This is a genomic window from Bradyrhizobium vignae, from assembly GCF_004114425.1.
GTDB lineage: Bacteria > Pseudomonadota > Alphaproteobacteria > Rhizobiales > Xanthobacteraceae > Bradyrhizobium > Bradyrhizobium vignae.
This window is the reverse complement of record NZ_RDQF01000056.1, coordinates 1-22,408: the sequence shown is the minus strand read 5'-3', so window position 1 is coordinate 22,408 and position 22,408 is coordinate 1. Positions and strand designations below refer to the sequence as shown.

Below are 22,408 nucleotides of genomic sequence, written 5' to 3'. Positions count from 1 at the left end.
TTACGCGCCCGGATTCAGGTACGTGCCGCGCCAATCCTGCATTGCGCAACCGAAGTCGAGCACGGCGCGGAATTCGACGCCGAGCACGTCCCAACCCTGTTGCAGGTCGATCTGCGGGCCTTCGCGGCCGGCGAGATACGCAATGACGAGCGTCGCCAACTGGCCCGGATCGGCAAAGAGGCGCCAAGAGTTGCCGGTCAACCGGGGCTCGACGTGCAGGGTGAGCTTGCCCGCAAAGGGGTTCACCTCATCAACCTGCACCGCCGAAAGCTCATGCAGCACCTGCTCGGCCTCAGTTTCCTTTGCGCTGCCGACGACGAGATGGCGAGGCGTCACGTTAAGCGGCGTGATGCCGTCGATGTCCGTGGCGTCACGCAAGACCTTGCGACCGGCGCCGAGCGAAGCGACGGTGATCGCAGCACCGGCCGCCGCCTTGTTGCCGCGCGCGGTGCTGTAGACGGGATTGCCGTCATTCAAATCCGCGCCGTCGCCGCCGTTCGCCAGCAGCAAGCCGGCGATAAGATCAGCCTCCGTCGATGCGGCGGCGCGACCGAAATCGCCCGCCGTTTCGCCGAATGCGCCGAGGTTATCATTGATGATCGCCTGCCGCGTGATCGCGAAGATTTTCGCGTAGGTATCGACCGCAAAGCCTTCCTTGGCCTCAACCCGAGAGCCGTGCTTGACCTCGCCATTCTGGAGAACCTTCTCAAGGCGCGGTGCCTCACTGAGCCGCAGGAGCGAGACGGGTCGGAAGTCAACAGCGGTTCGCCGACGGGCAAGTTGTTTCAACGGAGTCTGCGCGATCTGATATGCGTCGGCCAACACGCGATTGCCGGCGAGCGTGAGCAGGTTTGGGAAATCGGAAGTCGAGTTCATCGACCGGCTCAGAATGCGATCGGCAAGAGTGACGCGATTGGCCCAGGACACGCGCTCGCCGCGCGACTGCAGGATCATGGCGCCCATCTCCAACATCGAGCGCCCAGCCATCTCGACAGCCGCGCCCGTCGGGGCATTGCCAGTCATCTTGGAATAGAGGGCATCGACGATCGACCGGCTCAGAAAGTCCGGATTCTCAAACGTTTCGTCGCCGCGCGCCGAGTTGGTGCGAGTCCGGTTGGCGTTGTCCGCGAGGCGTTCAAATACACGGTTGCGGAAATCAGCCATGGTGGTGCCGGAGTCGACGTGCTGCCGCACGAAATCGAGCGGGATGCCGGCGCGCTCCGCGATGTCGTAAGCCTCGCGAACCTCGCGATCGGACATCGCCTGCCGCGCGCCATCGTTCTGCGGCGAGCGCGCGCTGCGCTCGCGAGTATCTTCGTTGTTCGAATTTTCGATCACTTCATCCTGATCCATCTGATTTCCTTTCAGGTGTGTGTTGAGAGTGGTTTGCGCCGAACGGATCAGCGCATCAGCGTCGGCGGGAACGGACACAAGGGATGCTTCCAGCAATTCCCATTCGTCCGCGCGCCAGATTTCGACATCGTTTTCGATGCCGACCCGCGTCCAAACGTTGACGCGGTAGCCGACCGAAATCGCCGAAACCTCGCCGCGCGCGACCATGCCCTCGGCATTGCGACCGGCGTCGGTTTCAGAAAATTGGATGCGGCCAAGTAGTTTGCCGCCCTCGATCCATGCGTCGGTGACGACGCCCAAAATGGCATCGACCGAGGATCGATCGTGGCTGTCGAGCAAGCGAACCTGCCCGAGCGCCACACGGCGAAGGTCGATCGCATCCGTTGCGATCGATAGTTCCTCAAAGGCCCCAAACCTCGGAACGCGCGCGCCGACGGACAAGACGGCGATAACCGTTCGCGTTTTTGGGTTGTAGGTGCTCGACGCGAATCGGGCGGCAACATCCTCGCTCGCCAATCGCACGGCTGCCGCGCCGGGCTGGAATGGTGCGCCGTGCGTGTTGCGCACGGCGGTGTTCGCGGCCGGCGAGCGCCGGCGCGGTTTGTCAGTTCTGATCATGATGATGATGTCCTAGTGGCGCGACTGGCCCACGGGATCGACCAGTTTCAGCACTTCATCCGTAACCGCATAGTAGATCGCCAGGATGATCGTGATGGTGTCGGCCGGGATTCCGGTGCGCTTAGCGGCGTTCGCGATTGTTATTCGCTCGCCAGAGGCGACCAGCGCGAGAATTGTTGCGATTTGCTGTTCAAGGCCCTCCGGGCAATGCCGGAAGCCTGCCTTCACAGTCACTGCCAATCCGCCGGCACCGGAAACGTGACGTTCAAGCGAGTCGCGCTATTGCGAATATCCCGAAGAACAGCGGAAACATTGACCAGAACGACGCGCGCCGGCTGCGCCTCGGGAGTGTCCGAATTGATCTGCTCGGCAACGATCGTGGCGAGTGAACCGCTGAGGTTGCGGCCACCATGGCTTCCGCCGAGTCGATCGGTGTATCCGAGATAACCGACCCAAAGATCGTGCGGGGAAGGCTCGCCGATCGTTTTCGACGCCAACCAGAAAATGCGGCCGATATCGCCCGCGTTGTTGGTGACGACCTTGGCCGCAGTATCGGCGGCAAAACCCTCGGCATATCCGATCTGCATCATCAAGCGCTCTTGGACGGCAATGAGAAGAACGTCGATGGGTGAGAACCAATTCCAGCCACGTTCTTTCGCGTGATCCTGAATCTCCTCAGACGCGCCCGCTGGCGGCACGTAAGCGGTGGGCAGTTGATCCCGCCGAGCCAAGCTCTTGAAGCGCGCGACGGGAATGCCCGTCAGGGCGCAAACGTCCTGTCGTGAAAACATAGTGATCTCCGGTGAGTGTGAGGTTGATGGAGCTTGGCGCGAGGCCAAGCGATATTCAGCGGCTCGATTAAGCCGCTGTGTTCCAAGGTGCCGCCGGCGCGATGGGCGGCATGACTGCGATGTTTTTGAGTTTTCCGTGAAGTGAGGCCGCGAGCCGCGTCAGCGCCGAGTGCCAAACCGCGTAACGTGCCCTGACCAGTGCGACGCCCTCGATCGTGGGCGCCCATTGCAGTGGGCAGTGTGATCCTGCGGTGTACAGGTCCTTTCCGTACCTATTGCCCGAGACGGCAGGTCTGCCATTCGCAAGTATTTTCGGCCCCGCCTTTGGCGATCCGACCTTCCAAATTGGAGGAATCCCACACTGCGCGTGCTCGACAACCAAATCGATCTCGTTGAACGAGAGAAGTTGCTCGCCCGGTGCGAGGCTGGCGAGATCGCCAAGCAGAGATTCCTTTGAGGCCGACCAATCGACAACAACGTTTGCGCGAAGCCTTTTAACCTCGCCAGCGACAACCAGAGCATCGGCTTCCGGAAACGACAGAACGTCGCCCATGCCTGCTCCGGCTGGACTGCTTTGAACGCGACAGCCCAAACGAAGCTGCCGCTCCACAATGCCCCACGCGCTCGGCATTCCGCCTTGGCGCGCGGCCCGTTTCGACATCTGCTCACAGAACGTCCATTGCAGAAGTCGCTCGATATCGACCTGCCTCATTGAAACTCCAGATTTCGGGATGGCGCTTACTGACACCAATTCGATTGTTGGAGCACCAAACCAAATCCAAACGTAGGTGTACAGAAACCCCCGGACAAACCGGAGCCGGAAATAGGCGTTAAGTGTCTGTTTTTGCAGATAAAAACAATTTATGAAATTGCGCCCAATATCGACACGGGTTTCGAAGCGCACCGGCACTATGGGCGTAAGGCATTGATCACAATACTGAATTGGGCGCGGTTTTGTTATCGCGCCCAATGGTCATACGATCAGCCGATCGACGATCGACTGATGAGAAACGCCGGCGCCGTCTCGCCTGTGTCCTCGTTACGAAATAAACCGGCATGCACCCGTAGCCTCGCGTGATCTGCGCGCGCGCGCCTCTTTGCGAGCGCCCTTACCACGCGAAGGATATCCTCGTGAGGCGGATCGGATGAGCCAGCAGAAACGCTGGACGCGCGGTGCTTAGTCATAGAAAAAACCTTTCGAGTTGGCTTCTACAGCCGGCATCGGGCCGGCAGCCGGGAGGTAGAAACCTGCTCGAAACAGGTGGACGCGCTTTTAAGCTTTCGCTCTGGACATAGCGCGGCCCTCCCGGCCAAAGGCGGCCAAGTTGATCCGCCTACCAAGGGCGGAAAACCGCAGCAAGTTTTGGAAACGGTGCTGTTCGAGTCCGGGCTTCTACACCCGCAGCAACCATTCCTGATTTCTCAGACTCGCGCAAGATAGCGCATAATGCGCTAGTTTTCGGCTCATGCGCGAGCGCTGGAAATTGTTTCGTACGAAATAATCCACGCCCGCCGCAAGAGCGAGGAGACGCATCACCGCATCCGCCGCGCCTGAATGCGCCCGGCCATGGAGCCGCTGCCCGCGTTCCATGTCACGTTGCCGACGAGGTAAAGCGTCGTGTTTGCAGAAACAGAGAAGCGATAAGGCGGGACCGTCAGACCAAGGTTGTAATATTGCTCAAACGGCCCAACAAACGCGTCGAGTAGGCCGATAGCTCCCGGCAGAGTGGCAGACACCGTGTTAACGCCACATTGGCACGTCTGCACCGTCCACGGCGCACCCGTCAGCAACACCTTGGCCGAAACATCCCAATCGCCCGGCGTCAACACGATCGAGCAAAAGTTAAACACCGTGCCGCTCGTCATGGTACTGACCGACGCCGAGTTAGTGATGCACTCGCCGACCTTGCCGGCCAAGGCACTGTCATTCGTCGCCGTCGCCGGCAACTGCCCGTCGGTCATGCCGATGTTTTGCCGGGCTTGGCTCGTCTGCGGCGCCGTGAGCCCCTGCACGATGTCATAGCGCAGCGCGCCGGTGAAATTGATCCCGGTCAACTGCGAACCATCGACGGCCGGCAACTTGCTCGATCCGTCAAGCTGCACAATGTTGTTGGCGCCGGTGCCGACGTTGAGCGTTGCGACCGTGCCGAGGCCGAGGTTTGACCGGCCCTGCGCCTGCTGCCCGGACGTGAGACCTTGCGCCGCGTCGATGCGCAGACGATTGCCGAGTGACGCCGTGATCGTCGCCGAAAAATTCGGATCATCGCCGAGCGCAGTTGCGATCTCGTTCAACGTGTCGAGCGTGCCCGGCGCGCTGGCGACAAGGTTCGCGATCGCGGTTTGCAGCGCCTCCATTGTCGCAATTTGCGTCGTGTTGACGCCGGCCGCCGGCGTCGGCGCCGTCGGCACTCCGGTGAACGCCGGCGAAAAGCTCGGGGCGAACGAGCTATAGGGCAACAGTTGCAGTTGCGCCGAACCATTGAGCGTAAAGACAACGTTCGGCGTCGGCGCCGCCACGTCGAGCAAGGCCAGCATGCCCTCAAGGTTGTGATCGGCATTCCAGTGCGACGGCTGAATGACGCCGGCGTCAGTGCTATCGGCGCTCGCCGACTGGTGAGTGTGTTTGATTGGCATCAGATTTCCTCGAATGAAAAAGCCCGCCGGTTTTCGGCGGGCGTTACGTGTGCCTGTGGTGAAGTTGGTTTGTCGTGAAGCTACATGGGCGCGGTGGCTTCCGGCATTGATCGCCCCGTCGATCCCGTCGAGCCCGTTGCCGCGCCGCCACTCGATCGGAATGCGTTGATGCCGTTTTGCACGGTCTGACGCACCTGTGCGAGGAAGTCCGGCGACGGCGAAACCGTCACCTCGGTTTTAAGCGTTGCCTCGCCGACAACCTCGGCCTTGACCGGCTCGCTGTTGCCGCTGATGCCCGTCGCCTTGCGGATGTCGTCGATCGTCCAGTTTGGCGCGCCCTGCCCGCCGTAGCGGCCTTGCGTCACGGCTGGGTTATAGCCGAACCCCTCAAGCTCGCTTTCAAGCGCGGCGCGCTTGCCGGCCGTTTGCGCCTTGACGTAAGCCTCGAACTCGGGATCGCCGTAGATGCCGGCGGCCTTGTCCTTATCGTCAAGCTCCCTAAGCTGATCGAGCCGATAGCGTGGCCCGGCCTCATATCGCTTGAGCCGGTTAATGTCGTCGTCATCGAGCGCGGCGTCGGCAATTTGCGTGAGCGCGAGCATAGGCGCCATCGCTGCGACAACCTTGCTCAAGCCAAAACTGCCGCCCTTGCCGGTAAAGAACTCTGCCGTTTTGCCGAGGCTATCCACGCCGAGCGCGCCCGCCATCGCCGCAAGCCAGCCGCCGCCCGCAACGATGTCGCCCGGCCGCGTCTTGGCGTGCTCGGCGGTGTAGGCAAGGCCGCTCGCAAGCCAATTCATGCCCTGGTTGACCATCGGCATCATCGGCGCCGTGGTGTTCGAAAGCGTGTTGTCGAGTTGCGCGCCGATCGACTTGGCGATCACCTTGGGATCGTTCTTTTGGAACAACTCGGCCGCCTCGCCGCCCTTCGCACCCTCGACGAGATGCTTATCCTTTTCGATGCGCGATTGCTGAGTCGCAAAGATCGACATCATTTGTGCGGTGGTTTGCTGCGATGCCATCGCCGCAATCACCTCCTGGATTTTCGCCGGATCTGTGACGCCCTTTTTAGCGAGTTGCGGGATCAGAACGTTATTCACCCACGCGTAGGGATCGGTTTTGCCGGGCTGCAAATACTCTTGCCCCATGATCGCGCCGGGCAGCACGCCCTTGACGTTCCCCGTTGATGTCTTGATCACCTTCGACTGATCGGTGATCAGTCCATATTGCGTCAACTGTTCAAGTGCCTTGTTCGACATCTTGCCGCCGACGAATTGGGTGTAGAAGCTCGACAGCGCCTTACCGGCCGACGAGCCGCCCAACTCTTGCGCCAACGTCGGCGCCGTCTTGAGCATGAATTCGTCGCCCAAGGCGTTGGTCGCAGCGCGACCATATTTGAACATCTCGTAATAGTCCGTTGGCCGCAGCGTGTCGCCGAACACGTTCATAGCTTTCGCCATGTTGTCGATGTAGTGCTCGAACTTGGCGCGATCCTGCGTCACGCCCTTGATTTCCATACCCTTCGCGAGCTTGTCGAAATCCTCGTTTAGCTCGGCGAATTTCTCGGGGTGCGCGCCGAGCGCGACGACGCGCAAGCGCGCTAGCGGCTCAATGACGTGACTGGCTTCCTCGAATGAGCCAACCATCGAGCGCACGTTGCGCGCCATGTGCATCATTTCGGTTTGCGAGATCGAGGGGAATTTCTTCGACACCTCGGCGGACAGCTTCTCGGCTTCCTCGATCTCGTGCGCCGTCATGCCCGAGGCCGCCATGCGGGTTTCCTCGTGCTTGCGATCGGCCGACACCTTGACGGCCTCGTGCGCAAGCGCGCTCACGCCGCGCCCGCCGGCATAGGCCGCGCCGGCGGCGGCGGCCATCTTTGAGCCGTGTCCGATCGCGTGCACGCTGCGCTCCAGCCGGCTCACCTGCCGCTCCGCGAGGCTCGCCATGCTGAGTTGCTTTTGCACATCGCGGTTGAGCGCGTTGGCCGCACGCGCGATGCGATTGATTTTCGCAGCGACGGAATCGAACATGCCGCCGGTCGCATCCTTGCCCTTGATCACGGCAAGGGCTTCAAGAATTGTCCCCATTAGTTCTTTCCTTTCAGATGGTTACGTAGTTTGCGGGCTGACAACCGCGTCAACCGTGTCAACCCAAGTTTCAATTTTTGCGGCTGGCGAGTTTTCGGGGCGCGCTTGGGCCGTAGTGGGAGGGGGTCCGGGAAGGACCCGCCGCCCTAGCAGGCGCCATTCGCCTGCCGTTCCGCGATCCGCTTGCCAAACTCAGTGACGCCCCAGGACGGAAGGCCGCCGCTTGGACAGACGTGATGGCACTGCACAAGTCGGTGCTTGAACAGCTCGTACAACTCGGGATCGGCCCGCTCGCTCGCGCTCATGAACCATCCGTTTGGATAGATCGCGAGCGCCCGCAAAACGTGACGCTGCTTGATAGTCATCGATTTGGCGAATTCAATTTGGTCCTTAGTCAACTTGGCCATTGGATACTCTGTAGACATGTCCAAGCAGTCCAAGCACCGGGTGTGGCGCTTGGACTGCGAGAAACGGCTGTAATTTTGCTGGTTGGTCTAGGGTGTCCAAGGAGTCCAAGGACTTTGAGAGGGTTGAGGTAAAAACAAAAGCCGGCCTCAAGATTGAGACCGGCTTGCTTCACCTACGCGCGCGCGACCTAGACTCCCTAGACACCTTGGACGCACGCCTTATTTTCTAGGCTATTTTGAAATTTCCACAGCTTGGACGTCCTTGGACACCCTAGACCGGAGGCACATCATCCGACCCTGAATGCTGCGCTCGCTCGCCCTCTCCCAAGGGAAACGCCGGCCAGGAAACGGGCTGGCCAAGCAATTCGTCGAATGCGGCGCGACACTCCGCAAGCGACGGCATCTCGTAACACCATAAACGTTTCATCACGCCGGGTTCAACTTCCATTGCAGGTCGAATTTTGCGGAAATAGGGCATGAGCTTTGCGAGCCGCTTGCCAAACTCGGCGGGGCCGCGTTTGCGGCCAACACCGATGGCTTTAAGGTATTCGCTATAGAGATCATCGCACACGATCCGATCCGGCCACTCGCTACCCTCGTGAAGCCGATTGAACCACCAGTCATCGATCGTATCGAGTGATCGAATCTTCTGCTCAAGAAGCGCCGGTGTTTGCGGGAGATGCCTAAGGTTCACCTGACTCAGGTCGAACGTCTGCAAGTCGTGAAGCAGCCGCTCGCGCCCGCCATTGTTCAATTCCTCATCCATCTCGGCGAAATATTCGTGATCCTGGGCGCACCGAGGGTTTACGTCGAGGACAACAAATCGGCGCTCGTCCATGCCGGCAGGCACAACCCAACTCTCGTTGGATGTCATGATCACGCGAACGAAGTTGCGCATGCGAATCGCGTTGACACCCTTGGACTCAATCATCTGCATTTCGCTCGTGATCAAGCCCTTGAGCCGTCCCTCGGCCGCCTTGTCGCCCGCCCAAATCGCTTCCTCGGCCTGCAACAGCAAGCAACTCGCCATATGCTCATTGAATTGACCGGTGATGTATCGGGCGTCATCGACCTGGAAGTAATGCGCCGGGAACAACGATCCTAGCACCTCTCCGACCTTGCTCTTGCCCGTTCCGCGCCGGCCGATCAGTACGAGTGCCGTGCCGGGCCGCTCTCGCGGACGCTGGACGATGTGCGCCATCCAACCGAAAACGTATTTGAATAGCTCGGGATCGCCGTTGCACACGTTAGTAAGCAGGTGATCGCGAAACACGTCGTACTTTCCGACCGGTGAGGGCCTCACCTCGAAGCCGCGCCAGAAATTGAGATAGTTCGGCGTGCCTTTTGCGCCGTCCGGATTGGGGAAAAACTCAATGCCCTCATACTGCCGGCGATCGGGATGCCGCTGCCAAGCCTGTGCCCAGGTGACAGCCCGAACCTTGCCATCCGATCCCTTGATTTCGGTGTACCGGTTCGCGAACCAAGAATTCTGAGACTCGAACGACATCACCCGCACCCGGTCATTGACCGGGCCGGCGGTCTGTTCATTCACCACTACGGTTTTGCCGCCCCAAATGGCCACAGCGTAGCCACGGTTGATTTCCTCGACATCGAAGCCCCAGGAACGGGGGGACGCGTCTGGCGCATCCACGGTGTTCCTATCGCCTTGCTCCCCCTCCCGGCCGGCGCCCGGCTCGGAATAGGGGGGCTCGTCAGACTCGATCCATCCGGCAATTTTCTCGTGTGGCGGCGGCTCGTCGCCGTGCTCGATAATGTCAGCGAGGCGCGAGGGATCGACACCACTCATCAGCGCGTCGTTAAAGTCCTGCCCGCTACCCTCGGCGCGAACGGGGTTTGCGGCGGCCTCCGGGAGGCCACCGTTTGCAGTCTCGGTCATGTCGGATTCTACCCTCTCGCGGCTGGCCCTTTTGGGCGCCGCTAGTGAGACAGTCGCGTCAGAAACGATAACGATTCCGTAGAACCGTTTTCTGTCCCACCATCCCCTAAGTGTTTGATCTCACTAGGAACCAAAAGTCCGCTAGGGAGCGCCAAATCTGCCGCCGCTCCTCATCGCCGAAACACCTGAGTTGGAAAGCTGCTTCGAGTAGGCACGGACCTCGCCTGCGACTATTCGACCTCTGCGATCACGCGGTGGCTCAGTGGCGCCTGGGGTTAACCGGAAATTTACCCCTGCTCATGCACGCTGGTATCATTTGCTTAGAGTTTGGCCGCTACCGTGGGAATACGGAAATCCCCCAAAACCCCGGTTTGCGTTCATGTCCGTCGCAGAGTTCCTCAGACAGCGAGCAGTGGACCTTGCGGTGAGCGGCAGCTATTCGCTGCCCCGCTGGTACGATTGCGAAGGCAAGCTCCGCAGCTTCGCCTGCCGCACCAAGCGTGTCTCGCCTTTCCGGATGATCGTGGACGTGCCTGTCGTCGGCAAGGTCGGCGAACGCGTGACCTCCTACTTCCAGGATTTCGGCGAACTCCAGTGCACCATCAGCGCGACGTTGAAGGCGGGCTTCCTGATGGAGCTCGAGATGACGCGGACGCGGCGCGCCTGGATGTCGGAGAAGCTGACCTGGCTCGAGAAGAAGCAAAAGGATGCCAGCGTTCGCGAGCTGCGGCGTGACGCGCGTTTCGTTCCGCAGGTCTCGCACACCGTCCTCACTCTCGCCGACGGCAGCAGTCACCCGTGCTTCATCATCGACGTCTCGACGGCCGGCGTCGCGGTGTCCTCAGAGTACGATCCGCCGCTCGGAACCGCGCTCGCGGTCGGCGCCTGCGTCGGGCGGGTGATCCGCAAGTTCGACCACGGCTTTGCGGTCAAATTCGCCGAAAAGCAGAACCGGGACGACCTCAACCGCCTGATCGTCCGCACGCACTTGCTGAAGTCGGCCTGACCTCGCCGCCCTATAGCGGCCCCAATGCCGGATCAGCCTTTGCGCGTCCGTGCCGCGGGCCGGACGTCATTTTGCAGACTTGCGATCGGGGGACCGAATGGCAGTCGACAAGATCACAGTTGATAAGATCAAAGTTGGTAAGATCACCTGGGACAGGGTCGGCCGGGTGACCGAGCCCGGACGCTACATGTACACGTTCGGCTGGCTCACCATCACGGCCGGCGATCTCGAGATCTGGAAGCGATACCCACAGGCCGCGTTCACGCTGCTGGCGCAGCATTCCGAATCACATGAGTCGGCCGGCGAGGAGTTCCATCTCGGCGCCTTCGACGTCGCCCCCGACGCGCCGACGATCACCACGCACTGAGCCGGAAAAGGGCGGGCCATCACTGGGCCACTACCGCCGGCGCATGCCCCGCGGTGCTGCCGTCAGGACAAGTGCGCCGGGAAGCGAAGAAACCCACGCACGTCCTTGATCTGGCTTGCCGAATCCCGATCCCATGTCGGGCGCATTGTTGTTGCGATGGATGACGAGCATTCTTTGTCATGCAATTGATTGCGCTTCTATTCTTGGTCCGGGCGTCGATGAACGGAAGCTGTCGCGCGCGCTAAGCGCACCGCCAGCAGGCGCATGACACATGGTCGCATCGTTGAACGTAGATAAGCGGAACAAGGGAACCTATCTTCGGCGCCGATGTACCTGATTGAAGCGCTCCCCACTGTCCTTGGAACTGCCGCCGTCGCCCCGGCGCTGCTAATGCTGTGGCTTGTCATTGCCGCCGAAGAGCGCCCCGGACCGCCGACCCAGGTCTGGACCGCGTTCTTGTTAGGTGCGGCCAGCATTTCGCTGCTGGGTCTCGCCCGCGCCCCCTTCGCCAAAATGGTCGCCGCCCCCGACGACCCCTGGGCGGCGCTGGCCATGCATTCGATCTTCGGCGTCGCGCTGCCTGAGGAGGCCGTCAAGGTGATCGCCATCGTGCTGGTCTCCTCGACCAAGCGGCGGACTTTTGCCAATCCGATGGACACCGTGGTCTATGGCGCCGCGGTAGGCCTCGGCTTCGCCGCCTATGAGAACCTCGCTTATCTGGTCCAGCACGCGGAGATGTGGCGCTCGCTGGCCGCTCTGCGCAGCGTGCTGACTGTGCCATTCCACGGCGCGCTCGGCATCATTGCGGGCGCTTACCTGACGATCGCGCGCGCCGGCACGGCACTGGGCGCCAACCGCCACCATCGCGATTGGGCCCGTTTTTCCAGCCGGCTGTTGATCTTCGCCGGCCCGCTCGCGCTGCATTCGGCCTTCGATTTCCCGCTACTGACCCTGCAAAGAATGCCCGACCTGGATCCGACGCTTCGCATGTGGCTGGGCGCGGCGAGCCTCCTGATCGGCTTCAGCTCGATTGCCTTCGCCATCCGCCTGGTCCGGCGCGTCGCGCGCCATCATGCGCCGCGGACTGATGTGGCACGCGAACGGCTCAGCCAGTTGCGGCGGATGTGGGCGCTGCTGCTTGCCGGCGGCGGCATCGGCTTTGTCGGGCTCGCCTTCGTGCTGACCTCGATCCACCACTGGCTGATCAACCCCGAACGCAACCTGACGCTGGCGCTGATCCCGATTGGTTTCGTCTCGATCCTGCTCGGCCTCGCGCTTCTGATTGTCACAACGGCGATCTACATTCTCGGCCGCAACCGCATTCGCACGAGTGGTGAAGGTTTTTCCTCAATGCAGGGCGGTGGCTGAGGCGCGGGATGGCAAGCGCGGTGCACACCTACTAGATTGGACCGCATGGAACGGCTTTCGAGATCGAGGCCATCATGACATCGCCTGAGGAATTTTCACGGCTGCAATCCGCGATGAGCCAGGCGGTCGAGGCGCATTGGAAGGCCTTCCTGTTCGAAGGCATCCTCCTTGTGGTTCTCGGCGTCGCCGCATTGATCCTTCCGCCGCTCGCGAGTCTTGCGACCACGATCTTCCTCGGCTGGATGTTCCTGATCAGCGGTATCGGCGGACTGATCGCGACCTATTGGGCGCGCAGCACGCCAGGCTTCTGGTGGTCGCTGATCTCGGCCGCGTTGGCCGTGCTCACCGGTATGTTGCTGCTGGCCCGGCCGATGCAGGCCGTGCTGACGCTGACCATCGTGCTCGGCGCCTATTTCCTCGCCGAGGGCGTTGCCACTATCATGTACGCACTGGAGCACCGCCGCGAGCTGAGCAGCCGCTGGTCATGGCTCCTGATCTCGGGCCTCATCGACATCGCGATCTCGTTCATGGTGATCACGGGACTGCCGAGCTCGGCAGAATGGGCGATCGGCGTGCTCGTCGGTATCAACCTGCTGTTCGGTGGCGCCACCCTGACCGGCATGGCGCTGGCGGCGCGCAAGAGCAACACCTGAGACGCATCATCGCCTCCCGCGCATTTTTTTGGGGGTGACAATCCGCCAGCGGCACGCTATATGGCCTGCCATGATCACCGTCGCCACCAGCTATTTTTGGTACTTTAGCTACGACAGCTCGCTGGCGGCGGGAGGATCGCGCTCAATCTGACACATTGCAGCAAACGTCCGAACAAGCCGCCAGACCTGGCGGCTTTTTTATTGGCCGGCAGGTTTCCAACACAGACAGGAGCCCGCCGTGCTGAGCACGACCGACGATCTTCGTATCCGTGAACTGAAAGAACTGAGCACGCCGGAAGAGGTGATGCGGGAGGTTCCGCGCACGCTCACCGCAACGCGCGTGGTGATGGCCGCCCGCAACGCCATCCACGCCATCCTGAGCGGCCAGGACGACCGCCTGCTGGTCGTGGTCGGCCCCTGCTCGGTGCACGATCCCAAGGCGGCGCTCGACTACGCCGAGCGCCTTGCACGCCTGCGCGAAGACCTTGCCGACCAGCTCGAGATCGTCATGCGGGTCTATTTCGAGAAGCCGCGGACCACGGTCGGCTGGAAGGGCCTCATCAACGACCCCGATCTCGACGGCAGCTTCGACATCAACAAGGGCCTGAGGCTGGCGCGCAACGTGCTGTCGGCGGTGAACAATCTCGGCCTCCCCGCGGGCACCGAATTCCTTGATATGACGACGCCGCAATACATCGCAGACCTCGTCTCCTGGGCCGCGATCGGTGCGCGGACGACCGAGAGCCAGATCCATCGCGAGCTGGCCTCGGGGCTGTCCTGCCCGGTCGGCTTCAAGAACGGCACCGACGGCAATGTGCGGATCGCAGCGGACGCGGTGAAGTCGGCCTCGCATCCGCATCACTTCATGGCGGTGACGAAGCTCGGCCGTTCGGCGATCGCCTCGACCGCCGGCAACGAGGATTGCCACGTCATCCTGCGCGGCGGCAGCAAGCCGAACTACGATGCGGCAAGCGTTGCGGCCGCCTGCAATGAATTGACCAGATCCGGCGTCGCGCCGCTGGTGATGGTCGATGCGAGCCATGCCAATTCGAGCAAGAAGCCGGAGAACCAGCCGCTGGTGATGGCCGATATCGCTGGTCAGATCTCGGGCGGCGAGAGCCGCATCATGGGTGTGATGATCGAGAGCAACCTCGTCGCCGGCCGTCAGGACGTGGTGCCTGGCAAGCCGCTCACTTACGGGCAGAGCATCACCGACGGCTGCATCGACTGGGCGACCACGGCAACCGCGCTCGAGCAGCTCGCCGACGCGGTCGAGATCCGCCGCAACACCCAGCGCGCAGGGCGCCACGAACGGTCGGCCTGAGAAATGACGCGGCTAAGTTGGCTTGCTTACCTCTCCCCGCCGGGGGCCCCGCCGGGGAGAGGTGAAGCAATCAGCAGCCGCGGCAGATGCTCTTGATCTTGCGATCGAGCTCCGCATCTTCCTTGTTCGCGGGAGTGCTCGGATTGCTCAGATTCTTCTCGCTCGGCACATCGGCCGCGCGCGGCTGGCGGTGGCCGACGGGCGCCGGCAACACCGTTCCCGGGCCGCCGCCGGATGTCGAACCCTTGGAGCCGCCTGTCTGTGCGACCGCAGCGCCGCCGAGCAAGACCACGAGCGATGCTGCCAGCATGATCTTTTTCATGTCCGCTTCTCCATTCTCCAACCGGCTCGCATTTCAGCCCCGCTCATCTTTCGGGCGGATAGAGATGAACATCGCCGCAATAATCCACGATACGATAGCGCGTTTCGGCTCCCGCTTCACGCGCATCGTCCGCGATATTTCGTGCCTCCGACACATAATTTGGTCCGACCGGTGATTTGCCGGCGCCGCCGGGAATATCGATGACGTAGTCAGGCTGACACAACCCCGACACCCGCCCGCGCAACTGCCGCATCAAATCCTGTCCCTCGGCCAGCGTCGTTCGCAAATGCCCGGTGCCGGGCGCGAGATCACCGTGATGCAGGTAGTAGGGCTTGATCCGGCATTCGACGAAAGCTCGCATCAAATTCGACAGAGCGGCGATGTTGTCATTGACGCCGCGCAAAAGTACGGACTGGCTCACCATGGGAATGCCGGCGTCGATGAGACGCGCGCAGGCAGCGCGCGCCGTTCCGGTCAGCTCCCGCGCATGGTTGGCATGTAGCGCGACCCAGGTGATGGCTCCCTCGACCTTCAGCGCCGCAATCATCTCCTCGCTGACGCGCGCGGGATCGGCCACGGGTACGCGGGTGTGAAGACGGATGATCTTGACGTGATCGATTGCCGCGAGGTCGGCCATGATCTCGCTCATCCGCCGCGGCGACAGCATCAGGGGGTCGCCGCCCGTCAGGATCACCTCCCAGATCTCGCCATGCGAGCGGATGTAGTCGATCGCCGCGCGATAGGCGCTGTCCGACAGCGCGTTCTCCTTGCCGGGCCCCACCATCTCGCGGCGGAAGCAGAACCGGCAATAGACCGCGCAGACGTGAACGAGCTTGAACAACACGCGGTCGGGATAGCGGTGCACGATCCCGGGAACCGGCGAATGCGGATGGTCGCCGATCGGGTCAGCGTTCTCGCCCGGCGTCAGGTCCAGCTCGGCTGCGGTCGGAACGAACTGCCGCGCGATGGGGTCATCGAGATCGGTCGTCTCGATCAGCTCGACCAGATCCGGCGTGATCGCCACGGCATAGCGCGCGGCAACGCGTTCGAGCGCCGGCAGCGCCGATGCGGGAGCCAGGCCCTCGGCCACCAGCTCGGCAGGCTCACGCAGAGTGCGTGCAAGATTCGTCTTCGTCATCTCTCATCCGCAGGCGGTGTCCACACCACCTGATCAATTCGTGTTGCGCCGCTCGCCAGCATGACCAGCCGGTCGAAGCCGAGTGCGATGCCACTCGCCTCCGGCATTGCGGCCACCGCAGCCAGAAAGTCCTCGTCGAGCGGATAGGCTTCGCCGTAGCGGCGCTGCTTTTCCGTCATCGATTCCGTGAAGCGTTTTCGCTGCTCCTCGGCATCGGTCAGTTCGCCAAAGCCGTTGGCGAGTTCGACGCCGCAGGCATAGACCTCGAAACGCTCGGCGACCCTCGGATCGCCCGCCTTCACCCGCGCCAGCGCCGCCTCTGGAGATGGGTACTCAAACAGAATGGTCAAACGCCCCTGCCCCAGACGCGGCTCGACATGCTCGACCAGGACCTTGCTGAAGATGTCGGACCAGGTGTCGTCGTCGGCCACACGCACCTTGCCGCGCGCCGCCTCGGCGAGCGCGGCACGGTTACCCTCGCCGCCCGAAATTGTCGACAGCAGGTCGATGCCGGCGAAGCGTTCGAAAGCGCCCGCCACCGTCAGGCGCTCCGGCTCGGCGAAGGGATCGGCAGTCCGGCCGCGGAAGGAGAAGGTCCCGATCCCGGTCGCCTGCGCCGCACGGGCGATCACAACGACGCAATCGGCCATGATGGTGTCGTAGGGAGCGCCTGCCCGGTACCATTCCAGCATGGTGAATTCGGGCAGATGCAGGTCGCCCCGCTCGCGGTCCCGGAACACCCGAGCAAACTCGAAAATCCGCGTCTCGCCTGCCGCCAGCAGCTTCTTACAGGCAAATTCCGGCGAGGTCCGCAGGTATCGGCTGGCCCGGCTGCCGTCGGGCCGCATGATCTCGGTCCGGGGGGCGTGCAGATGGGTCTCATTGCCCGGGGAGACCTGCAGGACCGACGTTTCGACCTCCACGAAGCCCTGTTCGGCAAAAAAGCCCCGCAAAGCTCCGGTCACGGCGCCCCTGGCCTGCAGGAACGGCCGACGGTCGAGGTGCCGCGAGGGCGACCAGAACGGCGAGATCGGCTTGTCCCCAGCCATTAACCGACTGCCCCAACCAGCAGCAAAGTGCTGGCATCCAACGGCAAAATCAGTATGTTGCGGCCCGAAACGGGCGCCGAAGTCCGATTTGAGGCCCCAAGTCCCCCATCAATTTGACCACGTCCTGGCTGGTGCCGGGGCAAGCAAGCAGGAAATACAGCTTTGAGAGTCATCGCCAGTTCTATTCGCAAGGGCAACGTGATCGAGCAAGACGGCAAACTTTATGTCGTCGTGAGTGCCGAGAACATCCATCCCGGCAAGGGCACCCCGGTCAGCCAGATCGAAATGCGCCGAATCTCGGACGGGGTAAAGATCTCCGAACGCTACAAGACCACCGATCAGGTCGAAAAGGCCACGATAGAAGAGCGCAACTACACCTACCTCTATGAGGATGGCGACGGCTACCACTTCATGAACCCTGAGACCTACGACCAGGTCCAGGTCTCCAAGGACGTCGTCGGCGACGCCGCCGCATATCTCCAGGAGAGCATGACGGTCAAGCTGTCCATGCACGACACCAACCCGGTGGCGATCGCCTTGCCGCAGCGCGTGACGCTGGAGGTGGTCGAGACCGAGCCCGTGACCAAGGGCCAGACCGCCTCCTCCTCCTACAAGCCCGCGGTTCTCTCCAACGGCGTGCGCACCACCGTGCCGCCGCACATCACGGTCGGCACCCGCGTGGTGGTGATGACTGAAGACGGCTCCTACGCCGAGCGCGCCAAGGACTGAGCGAGCAATCGAGGATCGGAACGAGTACCGCCGGGGGGCGAGGCAGTGGGCAGGAAGAGTTTCCGCTTCGTCTCGCTTCTTCTTGCGTCGCTGTCGCTCCTCATTGCCGCGCCGCTTGCTGCGGATGAATTCCGCAGCCCCTCGCTCACCGCCTTGCGCGTCGACTGGCGCGCGGCGCTCGACCAACTCCGTGTCGAGATCAACAGCCGCCCCCAGATAGCGGGCGACTTCATCTTCGCACCCCGCCGTTCGGTGCCGCGCTACGATCCGCGCGCGATGCCCGCACTGGTGCAGCTCAACGCGATCTCCTCGCGCTTTTTCACCGGCATTACCCGAAGTCCCGTGCCGGTGCTGCTGCCGTTCGATGCTGCCGCGTACCTCGAGGCGCAACGCAGCGGCGCGCCGGCGACGCTCGCGCTGTCGCGCTACCAGGCTGATTTCAATCCCGTCGACATGTTCGATGCCGGCCCCGCTGGCTACAGCGCGACCTTCTCGCTCGAGCCCGGCGCCGGCGAGGGCATGCCGAGCCGGGTGTTCGCAAGGCCCGTCGAGGTGCAGATCACGGGCTCGGCGCTCGTCTACGACATCGCCGATCCCTCTGGGGGCAAAGGCGAGCCAGTCAAGATGCTCGCAGCAATCTACCCGGATCTGCGCAAGTTCATCCGGGAAGGCTATGTTCGCTACGCCTTCACCCGTTTCGGGGTCGCCTATGTGGTGTCGATTCAGTGCCTCGACAGCGTTGCCAGGCCGCGGCGACTCGCCTGCAAGGAGGCCTATCCGGTTGCCGAGCGTTTCCTGAAGGCGCTGCGCGTCGCAGGCGGCCAGCGCATGCGGCCGCTGACGGACATTACCTCCAATGTCATCGATCGCCCCGCGGCGCGTTCGCCGGATTTCAGCTACAGGCCGAGCGGTGACATCATCCCGAACACCGGCTACCGCAAGCAGGGCGGCCATTCCGACACAATCGCGTATGCCCAGATCCGCTTTCCGCTGGAGAAGGCGCCCGCTTTCGTGCGTTCGCAATCCTATGGCAAGCGCGACAAGAGCGAAGGTCTGACCACCTATCCCTGGCGCGACAATTTCTGCGAGTCACGCAGTTTCGAGGTGTGGCAATGTGGTGGAGGCTACGGCCACCAGGGCGAGGACATCCGCGCCGCCGACTGCCCGCCGCCCGGTGAAGGCCGCGCGCCCTGCGATCCCAAGCAGCGCGGTGTCGTCGCCGTACGCGATGCGATCGTGATCCGCGCAGCCAAGGACCAGGCCGCGACGCTTCAAGTCAACAGCCGCACCGAGCACATCCGCTTCCGCTACATGCACATGAATCCGCAGGCGATGAACGCCGATGGCGTGCTCAATGGCCGTGTCGTCAGCGAAGGCGAGAAGATCGGCGTGATCTCGAATTATCTCGACCATCCTGCCGGCACGTCGATGCACCTGCATTTCGACGTCCAGGTGTTCACCCGCGACGGCTGGATCTGGGTCAGCCCCTACGTCACGCTAGTCTCTGCCTATGAGCGCCTGATCCACGCCCGCGGCCGCGAGGTCGGGCCGGACATTGCGGGAGCCTCGCAGCCTGTGGCGCATGCGCTGCCCGAAGACGTGCTCAAGCCGGACCTGCGCGAGGGATCGAGCGGCGAGGAGAATTGAGGCAATTCGCGCCTCACCGCGCAGCTTCCCGTCTCATGCACGCGCGGAACTGGCCGGATCGGCGTCAGGTCACCTCCAAAACATCGCGCCTTCTCTGGCCCCGGAATTGCTTGGCTCCCGCTGGGCAAACTGGAAGAAGGGAAGCACATGCGTTGTCTCACCACGGCAGTCGTTCTGGCCGTCGCATTGGCCGTGCCGGCTCATGCGGAGGAATTGACCGGTACACTGAAGAAGATCAAGGAGACCGGCGCGATCACGCTCGGGGTGCGCGACAGTGCCGTACCCTTCAGCTATATCGACGAGAAGCAGAAAACCATCGGCTATGCCATCGACATCTGCATGAAGATCGTCGAGGAGATCAAGGTCGAGCTGAAGCTGGACAAGCTCGCGGTCAACGAGAACCTGGTCACCTCGTCCAGCCGCATTCCACTGATGGCCAACGGCACCATCGATCTCGAATGCGGCTCAACGACCAACAAACGCCAGAAGCAGGTCTGGTTCACCAACACCCATTTCCTCACGGCAAGCCGCTTCGTGTCGAAGAAGGCTTCAAAGCTCGACCAGGTCGATGACCTCAAGGGCAAGGCCGTCGTCTCGGTCTCCGGCACCACCAACATCACCCAGCTCAACAAGGCCAATGCGGCCCGGTCGCTCGGGATCACCGTGATGAACGCCAAGTATGTCCCGGAGGCGTTCCTCATGGTCGAGACCGACCGCGCGCAGGCCTTCGTCATGGACGACATCCAGCTTGCGGCCATGATCGCCTCGGCGAAGGATCCGTCGCTCTATGCCATCAGCACCGGCGCTTTTTCCGATCCCGAACCCTACGGCATCATGCTGCGCAAGGATGACGTGCCGTTCAAGGCAGTGGTCGATCGTGCAACCGCAAAACTCTACAAGAGCCCGGAGATCGAGAAGATCTACAACAAATGGTTCATGGAGCCGGTGCCGCCCCGCGGACTGAACTTCCACGTACCGATGCCCGTCTCGATGAAGAAGTCGTTCGAGCACCCGTCGGACAATCCCGACCCCGCATCGTATGGGGGCTGACGAGAGAGCCCGCTCGATGCGTGGCCCGGATGAGAGAGACGTCCGGGACCTTCGCGACGACGGCCCCGGGCGTCGCTGCCTTCACCCGTGGGTAGCGTCAATCCAGATAGGTCGTGAGCTGCGCGCCTTCGTCCGCCACGAACACTGCGATCAATTCCGCAGGCTCCGTTGCGCTCGCGTTCGCCGATACGAGATGCGTCGAGCCCGGCGGCTCGAAGAACGACTGGCCGACGCCGAACGTCTCGACCGGACCGCCACCGAGTTGCGAGCGGATCTCGCCCTTGGTGATGTAGGCCGTAACCGAGCCCGCGTGACGATGCGGCCGCGAAAACCCGCCCGGACCATAGGACACACGCACGATGGTCACGCGCTTGCCCGGGACGTTCGGAAGCGCGTAGGAGCCGATCGGCTCGACCTTGTCGAGAGGCGAGCTCTCCGCTGCCGTTGCGCAAAGCGGGGTCAGCACGCCTGAGACGGTGTCCATCGTCACCGGCAGCGCTCTGCCGATCGCAAGCGCGCAGGCGAGCCCTGCGATGACGGCAAGCGCCGTCGAACGTGACGGCGCCGGACGCCGCGCGGCAGAAACACTCATGACTGTCATCGCGATCTCCCCTGTCTCCATCAGGATGCAGCGGCGGCGGCGGCGGCCGGCCGCATTGCAGGTGTCCAGCGAAACGCCGCGCCAAAGCGGTTCCAGGCGTTGATGGAGACGACCGCCGACGTCAGGTACGCCAGCTCAGTCTCGGAGAATTCGCCAGAGGCTTCGGCGTAGACCTCCTCGCTGACGCCGTCGGGCAGACAGGTCAGCGCCTCGGCCCAGGCCAGCGCGGCACGCTCGCGCGGCGAAAAGATCGGCGCCTCGCGCCAGACCGCGACGAGGTGGAGCTTGTCGACGGGAACGCCGATCCGTTCCGACAGCAGGACATGGTGCTGCACGCAGAAGGCGCAGCCGTTGATCTGCGAGGCACGCAGCTTGACCAGCTCGAGCAGCTGCTTGTCCAGGCCGGCCTTGGCCGCAAGCTGGCCCAGAGCCAGCAGCAGATCATACACATCGGGCGCGATCTTCTTGAAATCCTCGTACTCGCTGCGGGCGTGTGACATTGCGATTCACCTCGTCTTATTATAAGTGTACTTACTTATTATAAGAGCTCTGATATGGCGCGCAAGACCGCTGCGACCGCAAGATCGAAAACCGCCCGCAAGACGCCAGCACGTGCCGACGGCGGCGCCGTGCATATTCCCGCGCCCGGCGAAGGCAAACGCGGCGAGCAAGGTTATCTCGGCTATCTTCTGCGCCAGGCTCACGCCGCGGTCCGGCTGAAGATGGAGCGCATGCTCGCCGATCTCGGCGTGACCTCACCGCAATTCGCGGTGCTGACGATGCTCAATGCCTATCCGGGCCTCTCAGGGGCCGATGTCGCCCGCCTCACCTTCCTGACCCCCCAGACCGTCGGCGTCATCATCCGCAATCTCGAACGCGAGGGCGCGATCGCGATGACGCCCCATCCGGTCCACGGCCGCATCCAGCAGTGGACGCTGACACCGCGCGGCGCCACGCTCCTGAAGGCGTGCCGGGAGCGGGTGATGCTGCTGGAGAAACGCTTGGCAAAAGGCCTCGATGACAAGGCGGAAATCACGATCCGGCGTTGGCTCGCCAACGTGGCAATCGAGTTGCAGAAGGAATAGAAGCGGGCAGCGTCTCAACCTTCATCGCATCCGGGACGAAGCCTGTGCCGCTGTCGAATGCCGCGGAGGCATGGCTCGCGGACGACAAAGCTTGTCGCTCAGTATTGGTTACCGATGCAATCTGAACGATCTCTAGACTGAGTGAGGAGCTCTAGAGCATGATGTTTTTATACGGAAACATAGCCTGAGTTTTTGAAGTAGTTGGTGCACTCCTCCTTGGAGAAGAGATCGAGGAGTTCACCAACCTTTCTCCAGGTTGCCTCCACGTCACGGGGCTCG

The 22,408-nt window shown here is 62.4% G+C and carries 22 protein-coding genes; 9 read left to right on the top strand and 13 right to left on the bottom strand.

The window, feature by feature from the left end; genetic code table 11:
• The 8 genes from EAV90_RS31835 to EAV90_RS31800 form a co-directional block, all read right to left on the bottom strand.
• Positions 1–1,971 carry a prohead protease/major capsid protein fusion protein gene (locus tag EAV90_RS31835; protein WP_129145696.1) on the bottom strand — a complete coding sequence of 657 codons (1,971 nt, stop codon included), beginning with the start codon at positions 1,969–1,971 and terminating at the stop codon, positions 1–3.
• Between the two features lie 12 nt (positions 1,972–1,983).
• Entirely contained in the window at positions 1,984–2,205 is a 222-nt protein-coding gene (locus tag EAV90_RS31830; RefSeq protein WP_129145695.1) for a hypothetical protein, read from the bottom strand.
• Positions 2,202–2,762, bottom strand: a complete 561-nt coding sequence (locus tag EAV90_RS31825) for a hypothetical protein (RefSeq protein WP_129145694.1) — start codon at positions 2,760–2,762, stop codon at positions 2,202–2,204. Before EAV90_RS31825 ends, EAV90_RS31830 begins: the two co-directional genes overlap by 4 nt.
• Positions 2,763–2,829: 67 nt before the next feature.
• Positions 2,830–3,474 carry a hypothetical protein gene (locus EAV90_RS31820; protein WP_164937195.1) on the bottom strand — a complete coding sequence of 215 codons (645 nt, stop codon included), beginning with the start codon at positions 3,472–3,474 and terminating at the stop codon, positions 2,830–2,832.
• Positions 3,475–4,295: 821 nt separating this feature from the next.
• Positions 4,296–5,396 carry a hypothetical protein gene (locus EAV90_RS31815; RefSeq protein ID WP_129145692.1) on the bottom strand — a complete coding sequence of 367 codons (1,101 nt, stop codon included), beginning with the start codon at positions 5,394–5,396 and terminating at the stop codon, positions 4,296–4,298.
• 80 nt (positions 5,397–5,476) lie between these two features.
• Positions 5,477–7,486, bottom strand: coding sequence for a hypothetical protein (locus EAV90_RS31810; protein ID WP_129145691.1), 2,010 nt, complete (start codon positions 7,484–7,486; stop codon positions 5,477–5,479).
• Positions 7,487–7,632: 146 nt separating this feature from the next.
• The gene (locus tag EAV90_RS31805; RefSeq protein ID WP_129145690.1) at positions 7,633–7,893 is read right to left on the bottom strand and encodes a hypothetical protein; all 261 of its coding nucleotides are present in this window, start codon (positions 7,891–7,893) and stop codon (positions 7,633–7,635) included.
• A 271-nt stretch (positions 7,894–8,164) separates the two neighbouring features.
• Positions 8,165–9,790 carry a DUF5906 domain-containing protein gene (locus tag EAV90_RS31800; RefSeq protein ID WP_129145689.1) on the bottom strand — a complete coding sequence of 542 codons (1,626 nt, stop codon included), beginning with the start codon at positions 9,788–9,790 and terminating at the stop codon, positions 8,165–8,167.
• A 379-nt stretch (positions 9,791–10,169) separates the two neighbouring features.
• On the opposite strand from EAV90_RS31800, the gene EAV90_RS31795 reads away from it, so the two are divergent.
• From EAV90_RS31795 to EAV90_RS31775, 5 genes are all read left to right on the top strand, one after another.
• Positions 10,170–10,796, top strand: coding sequence for a PilZ domain-containing protein (locus EAV90_RS31795; RefSeq protein ID WP_122403352.1), 627 nt, complete (start codon positions 10,170–10,172; stop codon positions 10,794–10,796).
• A 97-nt stretch (positions 10,797–10,893) separates the two neighbouring features.
• Positions 10,894–11,163 (top strand): hypothetical protein, encoded by a 270-nt coding sequence (locus EAV90_RS39805; RefSeq protein WP_162500289.1) that lies wholly within the window; start codon positions 10,894–10,896, stop codon positions 11,161–11,163.
• Between the two features lie 327 nt (positions 11,164–11,490).
• Positions 11,491–12,531, top strand: a complete 1,041-nt coding sequence (locus EAV90_RS31785) for a PrsW family glutamic-type intramembrane protease (RefSeq protein ID WP_122403353.1) — start codon at positions 11,491–11,493, stop codon at positions 12,529–12,531.
• Between the two features lie 74 nt (positions 12,532–12,605).
• Complete coding sequence (locus EAV90_RS31780) at positions 12,606–13,184, top strand: HdeD family acid-resistance protein (RefSeq protein ID WP_122403354.1); 579 nt, start codon at positions 12,606–12,608, stop codon at positions 13,182–13,184.
• A 238-nt stretch (positions 13,185–13,422) separates the two neighbouring features.
• Positions 13,423–14,508 (top strand): 3-deoxy-7-phosphoheptulonate synthase, encoded by a 1,086-nt coding sequence (locus EAV90_RS31775; protein WP_122403355.1) that lies wholly within the window; start codon positions 13,423–13,425, stop codon positions 14,506–14,508.
• Positions 14,509–14,578: 70 nt separating this feature from the next.
• On the opposite strand, the gene EAV90_RS31770 is transcribed toward EAV90_RS31775, so the two are convergent.
• Genes EAV90_RS31770 through epmA form a run of 3 tightly spaced genes read right to left on the bottom strand, consistent with a single transcriptional unit; the run spans position 14,579 to position 17,017 of the window.
• The gene (locus EAV90_RS31770; protein WP_122403356.1) at positions 14,579–14,830 is read right to left on the bottom strand and encodes a hypothetical protein; all 252 of its coding nucleotides are present in this window, start codon (positions 14,828–14,830) and stop codon (positions 14,579–14,581) included.
• A gap of 43 nt (positions 14,831–14,873) precedes the next feature.
• Positions 14,874–15,968, bottom strand: a complete 1,095-nt coding sequence (locus EAV90_RS31765; RefSeq protein WP_122403357.1) for a lysine-2,3-aminomutase-like protein — start codon at positions 15,966–15,968, stop codon at positions 14,874–14,876.
• Positions 15,965–17,017, bottom strand: coding sequence for an EF-P lysine aminoacylase EpmA (gene epmA / locus EAV90_RS31760; RefSeq protein ID WP_122403358.1), 1,053 nt, complete (start codon positions 17,015–17,017; stop codon positions 15,965–15,967). The genes EAV90_RS31765 and epmA overlap by 4 nt, the downstream gene beginning before the upstream one ends.
• A 162-nt stretch (positions 17,018–17,179) precedes the next feature.
• On the opposite strand from epmA, the gene efp reads away from it, so the two are divergent.
• From efp to EAV90_RS31745, 3 genes are all read left to right on the top strand, one after another.
• Positions 17,180–17,746: an elongation factor P gene (gene efp, locus EAV90_RS31755; RefSeq protein WP_024337831.1), complete on the top strand. Its 567-nt coding sequence runs from the start codon at positions 17,180–17,182 to the stop codon at positions 17,744–17,746.
• Between the two features lie 45 nt (positions 17,747–17,791).
• Entirely contained in the window at positions 17,792–19,393 is a 1,602-nt protein-coding gene (locus EAV90_RS31750) for a peptidoglycan DD-metalloendopeptidase family protein (protein ID WP_129145688.1), read from the top strand.
• 147 nt (positions 19,394–19,540) lie between these two features.
• Positions 19,541–20,443, top strand: a complete 903-nt coding sequence (locus EAV90_RS31745) for an amino acid ABC transporter substrate-binding protein (RefSeq protein ID WP_129145687.1) — start codon at positions 19,541–19,543, stop codon at positions 20,441–20,443.
• A 97-nt stretch (positions 20,444–20,540) separates the two neighbouring features.
• Here the strand turns inward: EAV90_RS31745 and EAV90_RS31740 are convergent, their stop codons facing one another.
• Together EAV90_RS31740 and EAV90_RS31735 are read right to left on the bottom strand one after the other, a co-directional pair.
• Positions 20,541–21,044, bottom strand: a complete 504-nt coding sequence (locus EAV90_RS31740) for a cupin domain-containing protein (RefSeq protein ID WP_122406687.1) — start codon at positions 21,042–21,044, stop codon at positions 20,541–20,543.
• 20 nt (positions 21,045–21,064) lie between these two features.
• Positions 21,065–21,544 carry a carboxymuconolactone decarboxylase family protein gene (locus EAV90_RS31735; protein ID WP_129145686.1) on the bottom strand — a complete coding sequence of 160 codons (480 nt, stop codon included), beginning with the start codon at positions 21,542–21,544 and terminating at the stop codon, positions 21,065–21,067.
• Between the two features lie 54 nt (positions 21,545–21,598).
• Between EAV90_RS31735 and EAV90_RS31730 the strand changes: the two genes are divergently transcribed.
• Complete coding sequence (locus EAV90_RS31730; RefSeq protein ID WP_122403362.1) at positions 21,599–22,129, top strand: MarR family winged helix-turn-helix transcriptional regulator; 531 nt, start codon at positions 21,599–21,601, stop codon at positions 22,127–22,129.
• The last annotated feature ends 279 nt before the right edge of the window (positions 22,130–22,408 follow it).

Bases quoted from the DNA above. Each gene is read 5' to 3' on its own strand.
- EAV90_RS31825 (WP_129145694.1), bottom strand. From the start codon at position 2,762: ATGTTTTCACGACAGGACGTTTGCGCCCTGACGGGCATTCCCGTCGCG.
- EAV90_RS31785 (WP_122403353.1), top strand. From the start codon at position 11,491: ATGTACCTGATTGAAGCGCTCCCCACTGTCCTTGGAACTGCCGCCGTC.
- EAV90_RS31740 (WP_122406687.1), bottom strand. From the start codon at position 21,044: ATGACAGTCATGAGTGTTTCTGCCGCGCGGCGTCCGGCGCCGTCACGT.
- EAV90_RS31800 (WP_129145689.1), bottom strand. From the start codon at position 9,790: ATGACCGAGACTGCAAACGGTGGCCTCCCGGAGGCCGCCGCAAACCCC.
- EAV90_RS31735 (WP_129145686.1), bottom strand. From the start codon at position 21,544: ATGTCACACGCCCGCAGCGAGTACGAGGATTTCAAGAAGATCGCGCCC.
- EAV90_RS31780 (WP_122403354.1), top strand. From the start codon at position 12,606: ATGACATCGCCTGAGGAATTTTCACGGCTGCAATCCGCGATGAGCCAG.
- EAV90_RS31805 (WP_129145690.1), bottom strand. From the start codon at position 7,893: ATGGCCAAGTTGACTAAGGACCAAATTGAATTCGCCAAATCGATGACT.
- epmA (WP_122403358.1), bottom strand. From the start codon at position 17,017: ATGGCTGGGGACAAGCCGATCTCGCCGTTCTGGTCGCCCTCGCGGCAC.
- EAV90_RS31820 (WP_164937195.1), bottom strand. From the start codon at position 3,474: ATGAGGCAGGTCGATATCGAGCGACTTCTGCAATGGACGTTCTGTGAG.
- EAV90_RS39805 (WP_162500289.1), top strand. From the start codon at position 10,894: ATGGCAGTCGACAAGATCACAGTTGATAAGATCAAAGTTGGTAAGATC.
- EAV90_RS31770 (WP_122403356.1), bottom strand. From the start codon at position 14,830: ATGAAAAAGATCATGCTGGCAGCATCGCTCGTGGTCTTGCTCGGCGGC.
- EAV90_RS31765 (WP_122403357.1), bottom strand. From the start codon at position 15,968: ATGACGAAGACGAATCTTGCACGCACTCTGCGTGAGCCTGCCGAGCTG.
- EAV90_RS31815 (WP_129145692.1), bottom strand. From the start codon at position 5,396: ATGCCAATCAAACACACTCACCAGTCGGCGAGCGCCGATAGCACTGAC.
- EAV90_RS31745 (WP_129145687.1), top strand. From the start codon at position 19,541: ATGCGTTGTCTCACCACGGCAGTCGTTCTGGCCGTCGCATTGGCCGTG.
- EAV90_RS31730 (WP_122403362.1), top strand. From the start codon at position 21,599: ATGGCGCGCAAGACCGCTGCGACCGCAAGATCGAAAACCGCCCGCAAG.
- EAV90_RS31810 (WP_129145691.1), bottom strand. From the start codon at position 7,486: ATGGGGACAATTCTTGAAGCCCTTGCCGTGATCAAGGGCAAGGATGCG.
- EAV90_RS31795 (WP_122403352.1), top strand. From the start codon at position 10,170: ATGTCCGTCGCAGAGTTCCTCAGACAGCGAGCAGTGGACCTTGCGGTG.
- EAV90_RS31835 (WP_129145696.1), bottom strand. From the start codon at position 1,971: ATGATCAGAACTGACAAACCGCGCCGGCGCTCGCCGGCCGCGAACACC.